This is a genomic window from Nocardia sp. CY41 (assembly GCF_009829325.1).
In the GTDB taxonomy this organism is placed as follows: domain Bacteria; phylum Actinomycetota; class Actinomycetes; order Mycobacteriales; family Mycobacteriaceae; genus Nocardia.
In genome coordinates this window covers 13577-32750 of sequence record NZ_VUOS01000012.1, presented here as the reverse complement: position 1 = coordinate 32750, position 19174 = coordinate 13577, and the positions used below count along the sequence as shown (strand labels likewise).

Sequence of the window (19174 nt, the reverse complement as noted above, 5' to 3'; positions counted from 1 at the left end):
CCCCTACTCGACGGAGTGAAGTTTGCTCGTAATCCTGCTCGTCCATGCCGCGGCCGCCTTGCTGGCTCCGCTGTGTGTGCGGGCACTGGGGCGCAATGCTTTCTACCTGCTGGCCACGGTCCCTCTCGGCGGTCTGGGTTGGGTGATCGCGAATTGGTCCGAGTCGCAGCGCGTCCGGCTGGCCTGGGCGCCGAGCATCGGGCTGAACATCGAACTGCGTTTCGACACGCTCGCGGCGGTGCTGTGCGCGCTCGTGCTCGGCATCGGAGCGCTGGTTCTGGTCTACTGCGGCAGATATTTCGAGAACGACGAGCCACGGCTCGGGGTGTTCGCCGCCGAGTTGGTCGCCTTCGCCGGGGCCATGTTCGGGCTGGTCACCAGCGACAACATGGTGCTGCTCTATGTGTTCTGGGAAGCGACCACCGTGCTGTCGTTCCTGCTCATCGGGCACAACGCCGAGCAGGCGGCCAGTCGAAGGGCCGCGATTCAAGCCCTGCTGGTGACCGGGGCGGGCGGATTGGCGATGCTGGCAGGCATCGTCGTGCTCGGCACCGCGAGCGGCAGCTATCTGCTCTCGGATCTGCTGTCCGGGGCGCATCCGCCGAACGGGCCCGCGATCGACGTCGCGGTGGCGCTGTTGCTGGTCGGCGCACTCACCAAGTCCGCTGTGGTGCCCCTGCATTTCTGGCTGCCCGGCGCGATGGCCGCCCCGACGCCGGTGAGCGCGTACCTGCACGCGGCGGCGATGGTGAAAGCCGGTGTGTACCTGGTCGCTCGCCTGGCGCCGGTGTTCGCGCAGAATCCGGTGTGGCATCCGCTCGTGCTCACCCTCGGCCTGGCCTCGATGCTGCTGGCGGGGCTGCGGGCGCTGCAGGTCGTGGACCTGAAGCTGGTGCTGGCCTTCGGCACGGTGAGTCAGCTGGGGTTCCTGATCGTGCTGGTCGGCATCGGCACGCCCGGCGCCGCGCTGGCCGGGGTGACGCTGATCGTCGCGCACGCGCTGTTCAAGGCGTGCCTGTTCCTGGTGGTCGGCATCATCGATCACGGTGCGGGCACGCGCGATCTACGCCGGTTGTCCGGTCTCGGCCGCCGGGCTCCCGTGCTGTGCGCCACCGCGGTCCTCGCCGCGCTCAGCATGGCGGGCATCCCGCCGCTGCTCGGCTTCGTCGGCAAGGAGAGCGCGCTGAGCGCCGTGCTCGACGCGGACGTGCTCACCGATCCCGCACGGAGTGCGGTGTTCGCCGGCGTGGTGCTCGGTTCGATGCTGACCGTCGGCTACAGCATCCGCTTCGTCTGGGGCGCCTTCGCGGACAAGCGCGGCGCGCCGGAACCCGTCCCCGGCACCACTGCGGTCGCCCACCACCCGAGCGAAGTGCCCGTCGCCGAGCACCAGCCGGAAGGCGCGGACCATTGCCGCTGGCACCCGCCGGGTGCGCTGTTCCTGGCGCCACCGGCGCTCCTCGCCGTCGCGAGCCTTGTCGCCGGTCTCGCGCCGTCATGGGTGGACGCACGGATACGTCCCTATGCCGAAACGTTGGGCGATCCCGCGCCGACCCATCTGGCGCTGTGGCACGGATTCACCCCCGCATTGGCGACCACGCTGCTGATCGTCGCCGCAGGTGTCGCGCTGTACCGGCTGCGCACCCGCTTCGTCGAATCGGCGCACCCGCGCCTGGGCAACGCCGACCGCGCCTACGACGCGACGCTGCGCGCGATGGACACCCTCTCGCTGCGGATGACCGGCGCCGTGCAGCGCGGGTCGTTGCCGCTGAGCCAGGCCGCGATCCTGGTCACGCTGATCGTCCTGCCGACCGCCCTGCTCGCCGTCGGCACCCGCACCGGCGTGACGCTGCGGTGGTGGGATTCGCCGCTGCAAGCGGCCATCGGCGCGATCATGGTGGTGACCGCGCTCGCCGCGACGGTGCTGCGCAACCGATTGGCGAGCGTGCTGGTCGTCGGCGTGACCGGATACGGCAGCGGCGTGATCTTCGCGCTGCACGGCGCGCCCGACCTCGCGCTGACCCAATTCCTGGTGGAGACGCTGACGCTGGTGATCTTCGTCCTCGTCCTGCGCGCCTTTCCCGCGCGGATCGAGGCCCGCCGCGCGGTCGCGTTCAAGTTCCGCAGGGCGATGCTGGCCGCGGGGACGGGAGCGGTGGTCGCGATCCTGGCCGGTTTCGCCGTCGCCGCCCGCACCGCCGAACCCATCTGGCCCCGGATTCCCGATGCCGCTTACGAATTCGGCGGCGGGAAGAACGCCGTCAACGTCCTGCTGGTCGACCTACGGGCCTGGGACACCCTCGGTGAGATCTCGGTGCTCGTCGTCGCCGCTACCGGCGTCGCGTCCTTGGTGTTCCGCAGCAGGCGTTTCGGCAGCGCGCCGCGCGCGGCGGACTCGCCCGACTACGACCCGGAACTGGTGAGCTGGCTGCCCGCGGGCCGGTTGGTCGCCCGGGCCGAACGGTCGATGGTCCTCCAGATCACCACCCGGCTGGTGTTCCCGACCATCATGCTGCTGTCGGTCTACTTCTTCTTCTCCGGCCACAACGCGCCGGGCGGCGGTTTCGCGGGTGGGCTCACCGCGGGGCTCGCGCTGACCCTGCGGTATCTCGCCGGCGGCCGCTACGAATTGGGCGAGGCGTTGCCCGTCGACGCGGGTCATGTCCTCGGCGCCGGCCTCACCTTGGCCGCGGGGACCGCGGTCTCCTCCTTGCTGTTGGGCGCGCCGCCGCTGTCCTCGGCGATCGTCGAGGTTTCGCTGCCGGTGGTCGGCCACGTCAAAGTGGTCACCGCGCTGCTGTTCGATCTCGGCGTCTATCTCATCGTGGTCGGCCTGGTGCTGGACGTGCTGCGCAGCCTCGGCGCGCGGCTGGACAGCGAACTGGCCGACGCCGAGCCCCCGGCGAGGAAAGGCGGTTCCCGCACATGACCGCGAATCTGACCCTGCTGATCGTGATCGGCGTCCTGGTCGCGTGCGGGGTGTATCTGATCCTGGAACGCGCCGTGTCGAAGATGCTGCTCGGCCTGATCCTGTTCGGCAACGCGGTGAACCTGCTGATCCTCACCGCGGGCGGTGGCGACGGCGAACCGCCCATTCGCGGCGCGGCCGCCACCGAGGAGATGGCCGACCCGCTCGCTCAGGCCATGGTGCTCACCGCCATCGTGATCACCATGGGCCTCGCGGCCTTCGTCCTCGCGCTGGCCTACCGCGCCTACATGCTCACCACCAGCGACGACGTCGCCAACGACGAGGAGGACGCGGAGGTCGCCCGGCGGCGGGCCGGAGAGGACCCGGAGACGTGAGCCTGTCCCCCGGCCTGCTGCCGGTCCTCGCGCCGCTGCCCGTGCTCGTTCCGCTGCTCGGCGCCGCCGCCACGCTCGTCTTCGGCCGCAGGCCCCGCATACAGAGCGTGGTCATCGTCGGGGCGCTCACCGGTGTGGTGGTGATCTGCGGGCTGCTGCTGTTCCTGGCCGACCGCGACGGCACCACCGCGTTGCAGGTCGGCGATTGGGCGGCGCCGATCGGCATCACGCTGGTGGTGGACCGGCTCTCGGCGGCGATGCTGCTCGTCTCGTCCATCGTGCTGCTGTCGGTCGCCCTCTACGGCGCGGGCCAGAACATCCGCGACGGCGACGAGCGGCAGCCCACCTCCATCTACCGGCCGACGTACCTGGTACTCACCGCGGGTGTTTCGGCCGCTTTCCTGGCCGGTGACCTGTTCAACCTGTTCGTGGGTTTCGAGATCCTGCTCGCCGCGTCGTTCGTGCTCCTCACGGTGGGCGCGACCACCGAACGCATCCGCGCGGGCGTGGCCTACGTGATGGTGTCGATGGTGTCCTCGCTGATCTTCCTCACCGGCATCGGGCTGACCTACGCGGCCACCGGAACACTGAATCTCGCTCAGCTCGCGGTACGGTTCGGCGCGGTGCCGGAGGGCACCCGCACGGCGATCTTCGGCGTGCTGCTGGTGGCGTTCGGCATCAAGGCCGCCGTCTTCCCGCTGTCGAACTGGCTGCCCGACTCCTATCCGACCGCCCCGGCCCCGGTCACCGCCGTGTTCGCGGGCCTGCTCACCAAAGTCGGTGTGTACGCGATCATCCGCACGCACTCGCTGCTGTTCCCCACCGGCGGCTTCGATTCGATCCTGCTGGCATGCGGCCTGCTGACCATGCTCGTGGGCATCCTCGGCGCCATCGCGCAGAGCGACATCCGCCGCCTGCTGTCGTTCACCCTGGTCAGCCACATCGGATACATGGTGTTCGGGGTCGGCACGGCCACCGCGTCCGGGCTGGCGGGCGCGGTCTTCTACGTGGCGCACCACATCCTGGTGCAGACCGCGCTGTTCCTGGTGGCGGGCCTGATCGAGCGGCAGGCCGGCTCCACCTCGCTGCGCCGACTGGGCGGGCTCGCCGCGGCCAGTCCGCTGCTGGCGGTGCTGTTCCTCGTCCCCGCGCTGAATCTCGGCGGAATACCCCCGTTCTCCGGGTTCATCGGCAAGGTCGCGCTCTTGCAAGCGGGCGCCGAACGCGGCAGCGTGCTGGCCTGGGTGCTGGTCGGTGGCGCGGTGCTCACCAGCCTGCTCACCCTCTACGCCGTCGCCCGGGTATGGAGCAAAGCGTTCTGGCGGCCCCGTGCGGACGCGCCGGAGGGTCATCTCACCGCGGCGAAGCCGCCGACGCTGATCGAGGACGCGACCGACGTGCACTACGACGAACGCACCGATCCCGGCCGGATGCCGCCGCTGATGGTGTTGTCCACCGCTGCGCTCGTGGCGGTCGGGCTGTGTCTGACGGTGCTGGCCGGTCCCATCCTGACGATCGCCGACCGGGCCGCGGCCGACCTGCGAGACCCCGCTGTGTACATCGGTGCGGTGCTGGGCGGTTCGCGATGAGCGTCGAGCAGACCGGGCGCGACCGCGGACGCGAGACGGTCGTCCGGGTCGGCGTCCTCGTGTGGCTCACCCTGGTCTGGCTCGTCCTGTGGGGCGATCTGAGCGTCGCCAACCTGCTGGGCGGGCTCGTGGTCGCCGCCCTGATCATGGTGGCGTTGCCGCTGCCGCGCGTGCCGGTATCGGGTCGGCTGAACCCGCTGCCGCTGCTCGAACTCGTGCTGGTGAGCGCCTATTACGCGCTGGAGTCGAGTCTCCAGGTCGCCTGGTTCGCGATCCGACCGGCTCCCACACCGGTGTCCGGAGTGCTGCGGGTGTACGCCCGCACGCGGTCGGATCTGGTGCTGGTGCTGTGGACCGATGTGCTCAACCTGATCCCCGGCACGATGGTGCTGGAGATCGATCGCAGGCGCTGCGTCGTCTACGTCCACGTCCTCGACGTGGGCAGCGACGCGGCCGTGGACAAGTTCTTCCGGATCACCCGGCGGCTGGAACGCCTGCTGATGGAAGCTTTCGAACGCCCGACCGGATGGCCGTACTCCCGGCCGCCCGCACCCCCGGAGGTGGCACAGTGACCGTCGTCGCCGTTCTCGCCGCCGTCATTCTGACGGCCGCCGCGCTGCTGACCACCTATCGCGTCGTCATGGGGCCGAGCACGTTGGACCGGGTGGTCGCCGTCGACTCGCTGATGGCCATCGCCGCTTCGGGACTGGCCGTGTGGGCGGCCTACAGCGCCGACACCACCGTGGTGCCCGCGATCGTCGCGCTGGCGCTGGTCGGGTTCCTCGGTTCGGCCGCCGTGTCCAGATTCCGGGTGCGGGACGACAAATGAACCTCTGGCACGTGCTCGCGGGCACCCTGATCCTGTTCGGCTCGGCGCTGGCGCTGACCGCCGCGCTCGGGATCGTCCGCTTCCCCGACACACTGACCCGGATGCACGCGGCCACCAAACCGCAGGTCATCGGGCTGATCCTGGTACTAGCGGGCGCCGCGATCCAGCTGCGCGGGCACGGCGACGTCTGGGCGCTGGTGCTGGTGGGGCTGTTCACCCTGCTCACCGCCCCGGTGATCGCCCACCTCATCGGCCGCACCGCCTACCGCGAGCAGCGCCACCGGGACGGGCTGTTGCGCGTCAACGAGATGCGCGACGACGACGTCGACTAGCCGCGTGCCGAACTCAGCGCGCGGCGGGCTCGACCTCCCGTTCGGCCCGCAGCGGCTGCCGCGCGGCCGCGAACCAGGTCGCGTGGAACGCCGCCGCCAGTCCGGCCAGCAGCCCGAGCACGACGGTGCCCGCGAGTACCGGGTACTCGGCCATCGGCACGGCGAGGTAGCGGTAGGACAGCAGCAACGCCGCGAGCACGACCGCCCCGGAGCCGACCAACCGGATCCGGAACCATCCCCAGCCGCGCTCCGGTTCGCGCAACGCCGATTCGACGGTGAGGCACAGCACCGCGCCCGCCACCAAGTCGACGCCGTAGTGGTAGCCGAAGCCCAGGGTGGCGGCAAGGGTGGCCAGCAGCCAGAACGCGCCGCCCCAGCGCAGCCAGGCCGGGGCGGGTTCGCCATCGCTGTCGCGGCGGGTGTGCAGGAACACCGACAGCGCCCAGGCGGTGTGCATCGAGGGCATGCAGTTGCGCGGAACCGCCGCGTCGAACGGCAGCGGCATCGGGTTCCGGTCGATCGGCGGCACCACCCCGGGCCAGTAGTTGCCCAATTGCAGCCCGTTGCCGTCCGGCCCGAACGCGAACATCGGCCCCACCACCGGGAAGAGCACGTACACCAGGGGGCCGACCAAACCGAGCACCAGGAAGGTCCGGACCAGATAATGCGACGGCCACCGGCCCGACGACGCCACCCGGCGCAGCTGCCACACCGCCACGACGATCGCCGCCACGGGCAGCTCGATGTATACCCAGTGCAGCACCGCGTAGACCACCGGTCCCATCGCATCGACCGCGCGGCCGAGCACCCACGACGGGTCACCCAGCGCGTGGTCGGCCAGGATCACGTACTCATCGAGCACGGTCGGCCTGCCGATCACGGTGACGTGCAGCCAGACGTCGCCGACCTTGGTGGCCAGCACGAGCAGCGCGCCGAGCGCGGCCGCGTGTAGCGCATCGCGCCGTTCGGCGCCGGACCAGCGCAGCCAGGCAACCAGCGCCAGCCCGGTCAGCACGATCACCGGGCCGTTCCCGATCGCGAACGGCGCACCCGCCACTAAGCGGACGCCCGCCCACACCACATCGATGGCCGCCGCGACACCCACCGCGATCAGCCTGCGGCGGGTCGAGATGCCCACCAGCGCGAGGACGAGCCCGGCCCAGGGCACCGACATGGATTTGGGTGTGCCGATGTAGTCCCGCCCCAAGCTCTCCAGAGGACCTTCGAACCCCTGCCAGATGGCGACGCCCTGCAACACGATCAGCAGAACCGGCACCGCGGCCACCGCCGCGACGACCGCTACCCGAGTTCGCGGCGCGCGACGGCGCGATACCGCACTTCCTACTTCGGAACCCGGGTATTCGACAAGCATCCGACCATAGTAAACGGGGGGTGAACGCCGTCCCCCTGACCAGCTGAACAGCAGCCGACCGCTACCCGGCCGGACGCTACTGCTTCAACTCCTCGACCAGCGCGTCCACCACCGCGACCAGATCGCCCTGCGACGCCGCGGCGACGCGGCGCTGCCGCTGATAGGAGGCCCCGCGCTTGGGGATCTCGGCGACCAGCGCGAGTTCGTCCGCGCAGCCCAGGCGCGCCGCCGTCGGCTCCAACCGGTTCAGCAGATCGTCCAGGTCATCGGTGACCAAGCGCTCGTTGCTGTCGGCGTCGGTGATGATGATCGCGTCCAGCCCGTAACGAGCGGCGCGCCACTTGTTCTCCTGCACATGCCACGGCGGCAGGGTGGGCAGGTCCTCGCCGTTCTCGACGCGGTGATCGAGGTCGACGATCAGGCAATGGATGAGGGCGGCCAGCGCCGCCAGTTCGGTGCGGGTGGAGATGCCGTCGCAGACCCGCACCTCGATGGTGCCCCACTTGGGCGCCGGGCGGATGTCCCAGTGCATGCCGCCCAGCTGCGTGAACACGCCCGTCTTGACCTCGTCGTGCACGAAATGCTCGAACTGGGTCCAGTTCTCGAACTGGAACGGCAGGCCCGCGGTCGGCAGCTGCTGGAACATCAGCGTCCGGTTGCTGGCGTAGCCGGTATCCGATCCGGACCACATCGGCGATCCCGCCGACAGCGCGAGCAGATGCGGATACGACAGCAACAAGGAGTTGAGGATCGGAAACACCTTGTCGCGGTGGGAGACTCCGACGTGCACGTGCACACCCCAGATCATCATCTGGCGGCCCCACCACTGCGTGCGCTCGATCAACTCGTCGTAATGCTCCGACCGGGTCAGTTGCTGTGCCGACCACTGCGCGAACGGATGGGTTCCCGCGCAGAACAAGTCGACGCCCAAGGGGTCGGCCGCGCGCCGCACCGTATTCATGGTGCCGGTCAGGTCCTCCACCGCCGCGCCGACGGTGTCGTGCACACCGGTGACGAGTTCGACGGTGTTGCGCAGCAACTCCTTGGTGACCTGCGGTGTGCCGTCGTGGGCGCGCAGCTCACCGAGGGAATCGAACACCGCCGCAGCGGTATTCGACAGGTCGCGGGTCACCTTGTCCACCAAGGCGATCTCCCATTCGACCCCGATGGTGGGCCGGGGCGAACCTTCGAAGGGAACGTGCTCGATTCCTGCCCCGGCCATATGCCACCCGCGCTACTGGATCACGCCACAGGCGACACGGCCACCCGCGTCGCCCGTCGCTAGGGTCGACTCATCGGGACCCGCGACGCCGTCGGCGCGGGAATAACGGTTGGGGATGTTGCCGAAGTTGTCGGCGTCGGCGTGGATGATCAGGGCCTTGCCCTTCACGTCGTCCAGCGTCACCGTGTCGGTGGTGGTGACCAGCTTGGCGACGCCGTCGCCGCGCACCTCCAGCGAGGTCAGATCGCCGCTGGCCGGATGCGCGTTGGCGCTGCCGACCTGCAGATGGCCACCGGCGGACAGGAAGTCGCCCGCCGGGCCGCCGGTCGGCGCGACAGAGTTCGGCTCGCACTTGCCGACCTGGTGCACGTGCAGGCCGTGGAAGCCGGGACGCAGCCCGTGCGCCTCGACGGTGACCTGCAGGTGGTTGCCGTCCTTGGCGAAGTTCGCGGTGCCGACCGACGCGCCCGAGGGGTCCTTCAACTGCACGTTCACCCCCTCCTCGGTGTGCGGGGTGCCGTGCTCGGTGCTCGACCGACCGGCCGGGGCGGGGGACCCGGTCCACACCGGCGGGGTTGTTCCCTGGACGTCACTCGACTCCTGGCTGTTCGAGCAGGCGGCGAGGCCGAACACCGCGACCGCGAGCACCGGGGTCACAGTCCGCCAGGACGGGCGTCGAGTTGTGGACGGGGCCATCGGGGAACTCCTTTACGAGTACCGAGTTTACGAGTAAAGCTGGGTGGACACGTTCGTTACCGGACAAGATGATGCCACGCCGTGCTGCCGCGCCCCCGACAGGGCGGCGTGCCCTCACCTCACGTTCGCCGGTCCGCGCGTGCGAACAGCGGCCACACGGGTCAGTTACCCGTGACGATCACCGTTACACCCGGCCCGGTGTCCCCGATTGCGTCCGATTTCGGCGCCACGGCCGCGCCGAGGTCGTCCGCGATGGCCTGCGCCGCTTCCTTGTCGCCGGCCGAATTGCCGTAGTACACCGTCGTTTTCGCGATATTCGTGCCGGGGTAGTTGCCCGTTTCCGCGATGGTCCACCCGTCCGCCGCGAGCTGACCGGCCGTCTTGGCGGCGAGCCCGGCCACCATACTGTTGTTGAGCACGCGAACCGGCACCGAACGGGCCGCCGCGGTGGTGGTCGGCGCGGCGGTGGTGGTCGGCGTCACGGCCGTGGACGAGGACGCGGCCGAGGTCGGCGCCTTGGGCGCGGTGGTGCTCGCCGGGACCTGCGGCGCGGCGGTCGCGCTGGAGGTCGGCGAATCGCTGGTTCCCGAGGCGTCGGTGTCGGCGTCGGAATTCGACAGCGACATCGCGCCGAGGCCGGCGAAGACGATGGCCAACGCGATCAGCACCATCGCCAGGGCGCGCAACGGTGGCCCACCGGAGGTGGGATTCGGGTAGCTCACCCTCGCGAGCCTAGTCGCACCGAGCGGGTCCGGGTCCGCATCGCCGGGTCAGACCTGGAATCCCAGCCGGCGCGCCGCACGCGCCTTCTGCCTGCTCGCGCGCAGCCTGCGCAGCCGCTTCACCAGCATCGGGTCGGCGGCCAGCGCCTCCGGCCGGTCGACCACCGCGTTCAGCACCTGGTAGTACCGGGTCGGTGACATGGCGAACAGCTCGCGGATCGCCTCTTCCTTCGCCCCCGCGTACTTCCACCACTGTCGCTCGAAGGCCAGGATGTCGAGTTCGCGACGGCTCAGTCCGGCGTCGTCGGCCTGCTCGGCCGCGGCGTGCCCCGTCCTGACATCTTCGCTCGCGGAAAGGCCGTCCTGGCTCTCGGAAAGATTCCGTGCCGCTGCGCCGTCCATCTCGCTCCCTCGCCGAGTGACCACCAGACGAAAATGGTGCTTGTACGTCGCGGAACATTCAACCACGCGCGCCGGGAATCGCCCGGGCCGCGGCGCGGCGTGTTCCCTACCTGCCGGTAGTTCGCGGCACCCGGGGCAGGGTGACGTGGCGCGCACGGCAATAATTGGCTCATGGCAATCCTCCCGATCGTGATCGTCGGCGACCCGGTTCTGCACAACCCGACCGAGCGGGTCACGCAATCGCCGGAGGAATTGGCTCCGCTCATCGCGGACATGTACGAGACGCTCGATGCGGCGCACGGCGTCGGCCTCGCGGCCAACCAAGTCGGCGTTCCGCTGCGCCTGTTCGTCTACGACTGCCCCGACCTGGGCGCGGACGGCGCCGCCACCCGCCGCCGCGGGGTGGTGGTCAACCCGGTGCTGGAGACCTCGGAGATCCCCGAAACCATGCCCGACCCGGACGACGACGAGGAGGGCTGTCTGTCGGTTCCCGGCGAGCAGTTCCCCACCGGCCGTGCCGAGTGGGCGAAGGTGACCGGCACCGACGAGCACGGCGAGCCGATCGAGGTGGAGGGCAAGGGCTTCTTCGCCCGCATGCTGCAGCACGAGGTCGGGCACCTGGACGGGTTCCTCTACGTGGACGTACTGGTCGGCCGCAACGCGCGGGCCGCAAAGAAGGCGATCAAACGCAACGGCTGGGGCACACCGGGCCTGAGCTGGCTGCCGGGCACCGATCCCGATCCATTCGGGCATGACGACTGACCCCGCCGCCGGCCTGCCCGATATCCCGCTCGGCCGCCGCGTGGTGCTGCGCTATCAGCTGCCCGCGGGTTATCCCCAACCGCTGACCGATGTGATCGGCGAGCTCGTCTCCTTGGACCCGCCGACCGTGCGCGGCGCCGACGGCACGGTCGTCTCGGTGGCGCCGGAGCGCGTGGTCGCACTGAAGGCGCTCGGCCCCAGGCCGATTCGAACGAAGGAGATCCGCGCGCTGGAGGCCGCGGCCGCCTTCGGCTGGCCGGGCGTCGAGCACGCGTGGATCGACGGCTGGCTGGCACGCGCGGGTCACGGATACACGGGGCGAGCGAATTCGGCTGTGCCCCTCGGTAGCTCGGACGGGCCCGCCTCGGTCTCCGCGGAGACGCTGCGCCGGATCGGCGAGTGGTACACCGCGCACGGCCTGCCCGTACAGCTCGCCCTGCCCGATCGGCTGGCCCCGGTGCCGCCCGGCTGGCACAGCAGGCGGGAGACGCTGATGCTGGCCATCGATATCGACAATTTCGTCCTGCCGCAGGGCCCTTCGATGGTGCGGATCGCGCCCGCGCCGGATGCCGACTGGCTCGAGATGCACCGCTACGGCGGCGAAGATCCCGCCGCTCGCACGATTTCGGTTCCCGCGCCGGATCCCGAGGTGCTGACCGCGGTCCTCGACGGCGAACTGGGCTTCGCTTCGCTCGGCCTGCCGCGACCCATCGCGATCGGCCGCGGCGCGCTCACCACCGCCCCGGACGGGCGAGGCTGGATCGGCCTCACCTGCGTGGCCGTCGCCGCCGCGCACCGCAGGCACGGGCTCGGCTCGCTGGTCTGCGCCGAACTGATGCGCTGGGGTCACGACCGCGGCGCGACGCACGCCTATCTCCAGGTGGAGGCGGCCAACGAGGCGGCCGTCGCGATGTACCGCGAGCTGGGCTTCGTCGATCACCACACCTACCGCTACGCCGCGCCCGAACCCCTCGCCGGGCCCGGCGGCCTGCGGTAGAACAGACCTGTCACCCGCACGAAGGAAGGCCGCAGTGCGTCTCGCCACCTGGAATGTCAACTCGATCCGCTCCCGGCTCGACCGTGTCGCGGACTGGCTCGATCGCCAGGACATCGACGTGCTGGCCATCCAGGAGACCAAGTGCCGCGACGACCAGTTCCCGTTCGAACGCTTCGACGAAATCGGCTATGAAGTCGTCCATCTGGGGATCAACCAATGGAACGGGGTCGCGATCGTCTCCCGGGTCGGTCTCGCCGATGTCGAGTTCGCCTTCCCGGACCAGCCGGGTTTCGACAAGGACGCGGGCGAGTCGCTGATCAGCACGCCGGTCGTCGAGTCCCGCGCGATCGGCGCCACCTGCGGTGGCGTGCGGGTGTGGAGCCTGTACGTGCCCAACGGCCGCACCCTGGGCGATCCGCACTACGCCTACAAGCTGGAATGGCTGGCCGCGCTGCGGGACAACGGCGCGCGCTGGCTGGCCGAGGACCCGCAGGCCAAGATCGCGCTGGTAGGCGACTGGAACATCGCCCCGACCGACGACGATGTGTGGTCCGTGGAGTACTTCGCCGACAAGACGCACACGTCGCAACCGGAACGCGCGGCCTTCCAGGCCGTCGTGGACGCCGGGTACGCGGACGTCATGCGTCCGTTCGCGCCGGGACCGGGCGTTTACACCTATTGGGATTACACCCAGCTGCGCTTCCCGCGTAAAGAGGGGATGCGCATCGATTTCATCCTCGCCTCCCCCGCGCTCGCCGCCACCGCGACGGACGCGATGGTCGATCGTGAGGCGCGAAAAGGCAAGGGCGCCAGCGACCACGCTCCGGTGATCGCCGAATTCGCCGACGAACCCGGGCGCTCGTGACGCGCCCGGCACAGCCGCCTTTCCCGCGCCGCAGCAGTGGGAATCGGCCGGCCGGCAGCCGGCTCGGCGGTGTGAACGGTGACCCGGGACAGCGGCAGCGGGCGCAGCATCTCGGCCCGGAGCGCCGCCGCCCGCAGGTGCTCGACGCCGCGCTCGCCATCGCCGTGGAGCACGGCATCGCCGCGGTCACCATGGCCGCGATCGCGGAGCGGATGAAGGTGACCAGGCCGGTGGTCTACGCCTGCTTCGCCGATCGGGTCGAGCTGATCGAGGCGTTGATCCAGCGCGAGGAGGGTTACCTGGTCAGCGGCGTGCTGGAGGTGGTGACGCCGCGGGATGTGGACGCCGACGAGACCGTGTTCGTCGAGGGATTCCGCGCACTGCTGACGAAGGCCGCGAGCAGGCCCGACGCCTGGCGGTTGGTCTACGGGAACCCCGACCCCGCCGTGGCGAAGTCGTTCGGGCGCGGTCGCGCGCTCGTCGTCGAGCGCTGCGCCAAGCTCCTGCGTCCGACGCTGCGCGCCTGGGGCACCGCGGACGCCGAGCGCAAGCTGCCCGTGCTGGTGGAACAGTGGGTGTCCGCGGGCGAGGGCGCCGTGCGCGCGCTGCTCGCCGACCAGGACGGCTGGACACCGGCGGATCTCGGCGCGTTCGTCGGGGCCGCGGTCTACCGCGCGCTGCGAAACGCCTGATAGACGATCCCGCCGCACTACGATGGTGATCAACTATCCGACCACGGGCTGGCGGAGGAACGGTCATGGCGTTCTATCGGCAAGTGGGTGCGGTACCGCCGAAGCGGCACACCCAGCATCGTGACGAGCAGTGCCGGCTCTACTACGAAGAGCTGATGGGCGAGGAGGGCTTCTCCGGGGATTCCTCGCTGCTCTATCACCGCGGCCTGCCCCCGGCGTTGGTCGATTCGACGGTCTGGGAGCTGCCCGACCAGCGGACCACGCCGAATCATCCCCTGCGCCATCGTCATCTGCGGCTGCATGCCCTGTTCCCCGGCGACACCCCGGCCGAGACCGATCCGGTCACCGGGCGGCGCCTGCTGCTCGGCAACGCCGACGTGCGCATCTCCTACGTTGTCGCCAAGGGCGGATCGCCGTTGTACCGCAACGCGATCGGTGACGAGCTGGTGTACGTGGAGTCCGGCGCGGCAGTGGTGGAAACCGTGTTCGGCGCGCTGCCCGCGCGTCAGGGTGACCAGGTCCTCATCCCGCGTGCCACCACGCACCGCTGGCGGCCCACCGGTCCGGACGCGCTGCGCGCGTACGTGATCGAGGCGACCGGGCACATCACGCCACCGAAGCGCTACCTGTCGAAGTTCGGCCAGCTGCTCGAGCACGCCCCGTATTGCGAGCGCGACCTGCACGGACCGACCGAGCCGCTCACCGCGACCGGCGCCGACGTGGAGGTGCTGGTCAAGCACCGGCCCGGCGGACAGGTCGTCGGCACCCGGATGGTCTACGCCACGCATCCGTTCGACGTGGTCGGATGGGATGGCTGCCTGTACCCGTTGACTTTCAATATCGCCGACTTCGAGCCGATCACCGGCCGCATCCATCAGCCGCCGCCCGTCCATCAGGCCTTCGAAGGCGGCAACTTCGTCGTCTGCAATTTCGTGCCGCGCAAGGTGGACTATCACCCGCTGTCGATCCCCGTGCCGTACTACCACTCCAACGTCGACTCCGACGAAGTGATGTTCTATTGCGGCGGGAACTACGAGGCGCGCAAGGGATCCGGGATCGCCCAGGGTTCGGTGTCGGTACACCCCGGCGGCTACGCACACGGCCCGCAACCGGGCGCCTACGAGAACAGCATCGGCATCGAGTACTTCGACGAGCTGGCCGTCATGGTGGACACCTTCCGCCCGCTGGAACTCGGCGAGGGTGCGCGGGCCTGCGAAGACACCACCTACGCGTGGACCTGGTCCGGGCGGGGCCCCGAGTGAGGACGAGGGTCGAGGTATCCCCGGAGTCCCTGTTCGGTCCGGACAACCTGCCGTACGGCGTGTTCGCGCCGACCGGCGGCAGTCCCCGCGTCGGCGTGCGGCTCGGCGAACACGTCATCGATGTGGCTGCGCTCCTGGACGATCCGCTGTTCGCCCAACCGAGCCTGAACGCCTTCCTCGCGCAGGGTCCCGCACGCTGGCGCGCGGTGCGCGACCGAATCCGCGAGGAGGTCGAGGGGGAGGTGGACAGCGCCGCGGTACACCTCCTGTCCGAAGTGGCACTGCGGCTGCCGATGCGGATCGGCGACTACGTGGACTTCTACGCGAGCATCGATCATGCGACGAACCTCGGCCGCCTGTTCCGGCCGGACGGTGACCCGCTGCTGCCGAACTGGCGGCACCTGCCGGTGGGCTATCACGGGCGGGCGGGAACCGTGGTGATGTCCGGCACCGACGTGGCGCGGCCGTGCGGGCAGCGCCGATCGGAATCCGGCGCGCCGGATTTCGGCCCGTCGCGGCGGCTGGACATCGAGGCGGAACTCGGCTTCGTGATCGGCGTCGGCTCCCGGCTCGGCGCGCCGGTCGGCATCGACGAGTTCGCCGATCGGGTGTTCGGCGTCGCGTTGGTGAACGATTGGTCCGCACGCGACATCCAGGCCTGGGAGTATCAGCCGCTCGGCCCGTTCCTCGGCAAGTCGTTCGCGACCTCCATATCGCCGTGGATCACCCCGCTGGCCGCGCTCGAGTCCGCGCGGGTACCGCTGCCCGAGCAGTCGCCCGCGCCGCTGCCCTACTTGCGCGCGAGGGAGCATTGGGGCCTGGACATCGAGCTGACGGTGGCGTGGAACGGACAGCCGGTCGCGTATCCGCCCTACCGCCGGATGTACTGGTCACCGGCGCAGATGCTCGCCCATCTCACGTCCAACGGCGCCGCCACGCGACCCGGCGACCTGTACGCTTCCGGCACCGTCTCCGGTCCCGAACCGGACCAGCGCGGCTCGTTCATCGAGTTGTCCTGGGGCGGCACCCAGCCCATCCTGGTGAACGACCGGCAATCCACTTTCCTCGAAGACGGCGACGAGGTGACGATCACCGCCTCGGCGCCAGGTCCGCGCACGGCGCGGATCGGATTGGGCCAGGTGACCGGTCGCATCGCTCCGGCACACTCGGTCTGACACCCCGTCGATCGCCACTGCCGGGTGCGGCACGGCCGTCGGCTCCGGTTCGTCCTCGATCGGCTGCGGACGCACCCGCCCTACCTGTTTCGCCACCTCGCCCCGGCTGGGCAGACCTCCGCTGACGCCAGGGCCGACAGGAACTCCGCAGCGGTGCACGCCCATGCGAGGCGTCGATCGCACCGGAGATCAACGAGATAGCCGCCCGGCCTGAACGACGGTGACGAACGCGGTGAGGTCATCGACCAGGGCGGGGACCGCGTCCTCGGGGTGATCGGTGTGCAACCAGTCGGCGACCAGTTCGAAGAGGCCGCCGACCGTGGCGAGGGCCAAGGCCCGGCGGCGACGGGGATCGTCGTCGTCGCGCGCGGCGCTCTCCGGCCACTGTCGATCCAGGAAAGCCGCCGCCCAGCGTCGGTTGGCACGACGTCGCCGCTCCACCGCCGGTGAGATACCGCCCGCCTCGCCGAAGGTCACCTTCCCCAACCGCGGGTCATCGGTGATGGCGTGGACGAAAGCGCCGACGACCGCCGCCACCCGCTCCGGCCACGACGCATCCGCGGTGGCGGCCGCGGCGTCGGCGACGCGGTGCTGGATCTGCTCCGTCACCTGCTCGAGCAACGCGAGGTAGCACGCTTCCTTGCTCTCGAAATGATCGTAGAAGCCCTTGGTCCCCACATAGGCGCGCTGGCAGATCTGTTCGATCGACGTCCCGGAATAACCCTGTTCGGCGAACAGCTCGGTCGCGGCGTCCAGGAGCACGCCGCGGCGCAGGGCGCTGCGCTGTTCGGCGTCGAGTCCACGGATCCGGCGCCGCGCCGGGCTCGCGGCAGGCCGCGCGGCGGAGGTGCTGGGGGTCATGGCAACGACGATAGCCGCGCCGCACCGGCAAACCCGCTGGCGCTTGAGCGCGCCGGCATCCGGGTACGCCGCCGCTACGGCCCCATCCGCCTGACAAGGAGCGAGGTCATGACCGATCGCCCGCATGTAGCGCACCGCCGCCCCGACGGCGTCGACGATGCCACCGTGGCCGCCACCGGCAAACTCTCCGAAGCCCTGGAGACCATCGAACGCGCCCGCGGCCATCTGTACGCGTTCCACCAGCTGACCGGCGGGGCCGATCTGGCGCTCGACGAGGCCGTGGAGCTGTTCCGGGAGGCCGGGCACGCGCACATCGCCCAGCGGATCTCCACGGAGTTGATCGGCCGCAATGTGCTGGCCGGGCGCTGGACGTTCCAGGTCGTCGAGGAATACGACGACGGCTACTACGGCCTGTTCCGCGACCTCGAGCAGGCCGCGCGCGACGAACTGCTCGACGGCCGCCGCCATATCTACGAAGCCGAGATGAAAGAAGCCCGCCGCACCCATGGCGCACCGGGTCATTCGGCCACGCCGGACACAGCGGAAGACCCCTGACCGGACGCGGTCGCCGGTGGGCCCCGGCCGCGCGTCGGGCAATTTCAACAAGAACTCTTGTTGATAAAAAGACGCCGTGCTGTAATCGTCGTCACGTCGATGAGGGAAGGACCGGGACGTGTCGGGGATCACTGGAGAGAAGCGTGGCCGTCGCGGCGTGCGCGCGCTGGCGGCGGTCGTCGTGACGGTGGTGGCAGGTTGTGCCCTGTTCGCGGGAGCAGCACCCGCCGCGGCCGTGCCACCGCCGCAATCGGATTCGTTCTACGCGGCGCCGGACGGATTCGCGTCGAGCGCACCGGGCGACGTTCTGCGCGCCAGGGAGGTGCGCTTGGCGGTGCTCACCGCCCTTCCGCTGAACGTGCGGTCCTGGCAGCTGCTGTATCGGACCACCGATCTGTTCGGGCAACCCGCCGCTGCGGTGACCACGGTGCTGTTGCCGGCCGGCGCCGATCCGAGCCGTTCCCGGCCGCTGGTCTCGCTGCAGTTCTACTACGACAGCGCGAGTCCCGATTGCGCCCCGTCGTTCGTGCTGCGCCACGGGGCGGGCCTTCCCGGCCTCGAAGGCATCCCCTCGCAGAGCGAATTGATCGCGATCGCCGCCCTGCTCAGCCAGGGTTGGGCGGTATCCGTCCCGGACTACGAGGGGCTGGAAGGGCATCTCGCGGTGGCCGAAGAACCCGGCTACCTGACGTTGGACGGCATCCGCGCCGCCGAGCGCTTCGGGCCGCTCGGCCTCGACGGCACGAACACGCCGGTCGCGTTGTGGGGCTATTCCGGCGGCGGGATGGGTTCGGGATGGGCGGCCGAGATGCAGCCCGCCTACGCGCCCGAGCTGAACGTCAAGGGTGTCGCGCTCGGCGCGCCGACCTCCGACGTCGTCGCACTGCTGCACGTCAACGGCTCGATGTTCGCGAGCCTGATCGGCATCGGCATCTCGTCGCTGCGCAAGGCGTACCCGAAGTTCCGGGCAGCGTCGGATCGCTACCTCACGGCCGAAGGCAGGGCGCTGATGGATCGGACGGCAGCGCAATGTCTTCCGCGCAACGCGCTCACCCAGATGTTCGTCGACTACCAGCGCATGCTGACGATCCCGATCGCCGACTTCCTCGCCGTCCCGGAGATCGCGGAGGTGTTCGAGGCGACCGTGCTGGGCCGCCACATCCCCACCGCGCCGATCTTCCTCTATCACGGCGTCTTCGACGAGGCCGTGCCGATCCGGACCAATGAACGGCTGGTCCAGCAGTATTGCGCGGGCGGCGCGTCGGTGCTGTTCGAGCGCGACCATCTCAGCGAGCACCTGACGCTGCCCTCGCTGGGCATGGCCCGCACCTTCGAGTGGCTGAAGCAACGCCTGACGCCGGACGCACCGGATCAGGTCGGCTGCCGCACCGAGGACGTGGTGTCCATGCTCGCCGCCCCGGACGCACTGCTGACGCAGCTCGAGATCAACCTGAACGCGACCTTCGGCGCACTCGGCTTTCCCATCGGCCCGCACGAGCGTTGACGCCGCTGCCTGGCGCTTCGCTCGAGGTGCGCGA

Annotated in this window: 20 protein-coding genes; 14 read left to right on the top strand and 6 right to left on the bottom strand. The window is 70.0% G+C overall.

Annotation, left to right across the window (positions count from 1 at the left end):
- Positions 1-22 precede the first annotated feature (22 nt).
- From GVY64_RS13820 to mnhG, 6 genes are read left to right on the top strand one after another with little or no spacing between them, the layout of a single operon-like run.
- Entirely contained in the window at positions 23-2929 is a 2907-nt protein-coding gene (locus GVY64_RS13820; protein ID WP_159841341.1) for a Na+/H+ antiporter subunit A, read from the top strand.
- Positions 2926-3303, top strand: a complete 378-nt coding sequence (locus GVY64_RS13815; protein WP_159841339.1) for a Na(+)/H(+) antiporter subunit C — start codon at positions 2926-2928, stop codon at positions 3301-3303. Before GVY64_RS13820 ends, GVY64_RS13815 begins: the two co-directional genes overlap by 4 nt.
- On the top strand, positions 3300-4892 hold the full coding sequence (locus GVY64_RS13810) for a Na+/H+ antiporter subunit D (protein WP_159841337.1): 1593 nt from the start codon (positions 3300-3302) through the stop codon (positions 4890-4892). Before GVY64_RS13815 ends, GVY64_RS13810 begins: the two co-directional genes overlap by 4 nt.
- A complete protein-coding gene (locus GVY64_RS13805; protein ID WP_159841335.1) occupies positions 4889-5464 on the top strand; it encodes a Na+/H+ antiporter subunit E in 576 nt (191 codons plus the stop codon). Before GVY64_RS13810 ends, GVY64_RS13805 begins: the two co-directional genes overlap by 4 nt.
- Entirely contained in the window at positions 5461-5721 is a 261-nt protein-coding gene (locus GVY64_RS13800) for a monovalent cation/H+ antiporter complex subunit F (RefSeq protein WP_159841333.1), read from the top strand. The genes GVY64_RS13805 and GVY64_RS13800 overlap by 4 nt, the downstream gene beginning before the upstream one ends.
- Positions 5718-6053, top strand: coding sequence for a monovalent cation/H(+) antiporter subunit G (gene mnhG, locus GVY64_RS13795; protein WP_159841331.1), 336 nt, complete (start codon positions 5718-5720; stop codon positions 6051-6053). The genes GVY64_RS13800 and mnhG overlap by 4 nt, the downstream gene beginning before the upstream one ends.
- Positions 6054-6066: 13 nt before the next feature.
- On the opposite strand, the gene GVY64_RS13790 is transcribed toward mnhG, so the two are convergent.
- The 5 genes from GVY64_RS13790 to GVY64_RS13770 form a co-directional block, all read right to left on the bottom strand.
- Positions 6067-7425 carry a phosphatase PAP2 family protein gene (locus GVY64_RS13790; protein WP_159841329.1) on the bottom strand — a complete coding sequence of 453 codons (1359 nt, stop codon included), beginning with the start codon at positions 7423-7425 and terminating at the stop codon, positions 6067-6069.
- 76 nt (positions 7426-7501) lie between these two features.
- Positions 7502-8647: a glutamate--cysteine ligase gene (locus GVY64_RS13785; protein ID WP_159841327.1), complete on the bottom strand. Its 1146-nt coding sequence runs from the start codon at positions 8645-8647 to the stop codon at positions 7502-7504.
- Between the two features lie 12 nt (positions 8648-8659).
- A complete protein-coding gene (gene sodC / locus GVY64_RS13780) occupies positions 8660-9343 on the bottom strand; it encodes a superoxide dismutase[Cu-Zn] (protein ID WP_159841325.1) in 684 nt (227 codons plus the stop codon).
- 161 nt (positions 9344-9504) lie between these two features.
- On the bottom strand, positions 9505-10065 hold the full coding sequence (locus GVY64_RS13775; RefSeq protein WP_159841323.1) for a LytR C-terminal domain-containing protein: 561 nt from the start codon (positions 10063-10065) through the stop codon (positions 9505-9507).
- 48 nt (positions 10066-10113) lie between these two features.
- Entirely contained in the window at positions 10114-10467 is a 354-nt protein-coding gene (locus tag GVY64_RS13770) for a DUF3263 domain-containing protein (RefSeq protein ID WP_159841321.1), read from the bottom strand.
- A 171-nt stretch (positions 10468-10638) separates the two neighbouring features.
- Between GVY64_RS13770 and GVY64_RS13765 the strand changes: the two genes are divergently transcribed.
- From GVY64_RS13765 to fahA, 6 genes are all read left to right on the top strand, one after another.
- Entirely contained in the window at positions 10639-11229 is a 591-nt protein-coding gene (locus tag GVY64_RS13765) for a peptide deformylase (protein WP_159841319.1), read from the top strand.
- Positions 11219-12226, top strand: a complete 1008-nt coding sequence (locus GVY64_RS13760; protein WP_159841317.1) for an N-acetylglutamate synthase, CG3035 family — start codon at positions 11219-11221, stop codon at positions 12224-12226. Before GVY64_RS13765 ends, GVY64_RS13760 begins: the two co-directional genes overlap by 11 nt.
- Before the next feature lie 34 nt (positions 12227-12260).
- Positions 12261-13091, top strand: coding sequence for an exodeoxyribonuclease III (locus tag GVY64_RS13755; RefSeq protein ID WP_159841315.1), 831 nt, complete (start codon positions 12261-12263; stop codon positions 13089-13091).
- Between the two features lie 137 nt (positions 13092-13228).
- Entirely contained in the window at positions 13229-13783 is a 555-nt protein-coding gene (locus GVY64_RS13750) for a TetR/AcrR family transcriptional regulator (protein ID WP_159841746.1), read from the top strand.
- 65 nt (positions 13784-13848) lie between these two features.
- Positions 13849-15045, top strand: coding sequence for a homogentisate 1,2-dioxygenase (locus GVY64_RS37830; protein WP_236566816.1), 1197 nt, complete (start codon positions 13849-13851; stop codon positions 15043-15045).
- Positions 15042-16220 carry a fumarylacetoacetase gene (gene fahA / locus GVY64_RS13745; RefSeq protein WP_236566815.1) on the top strand — a complete coding sequence of 393 codons (1179 nt, stop codon included), beginning with the start codon at positions 15042-15044 and terminating at the stop codon, positions 16218-16220. Before GVY64_RS37830 ends, fahA begins: the two co-directional genes overlap by 4 nt.
- 189 nt (positions 16221-16409) lie before the next feature.
- Here fahA and GVY64_RS13740 read toward each other — a convergent pair whose 3' ends face one another.
- Positions 16410-17081 (bottom strand): TetR/AcrR family transcriptional regulator, encoded by a 672-nt coding sequence (locus tag GVY64_RS13740; protein WP_159841311.1) that lies wholly within the window; start codon positions 17079-17081, stop codon positions 16410-16412.
- Positions 17082-17189: 108 nt separating this feature from the next.
- Here GVY64_RS13740 and GVY64_RS13735 point away from each other — a divergent pair, with 108 nt between their 5' ends.
- Entirely contained in the window at positions 17190-17636 is a 447-nt protein-coding gene (locus tag GVY64_RS13735) for a hypothetical protein (RefSeq protein WP_159841309.1), read from the top strand.
- A gap of 118 nt (positions 17637-17754) precedes the next feature.
- Positions 17755-19140, top strand: coding sequence for a lipase family protein (locus GVY64_RS13730; RefSeq protein ID WP_159841307.1), 1386 nt, complete (start codon positions 17755-17757; stop codon positions 19138-19140).
- The last annotated feature ends 34 nt before the right edge of the window (positions 19141-19174 follow it).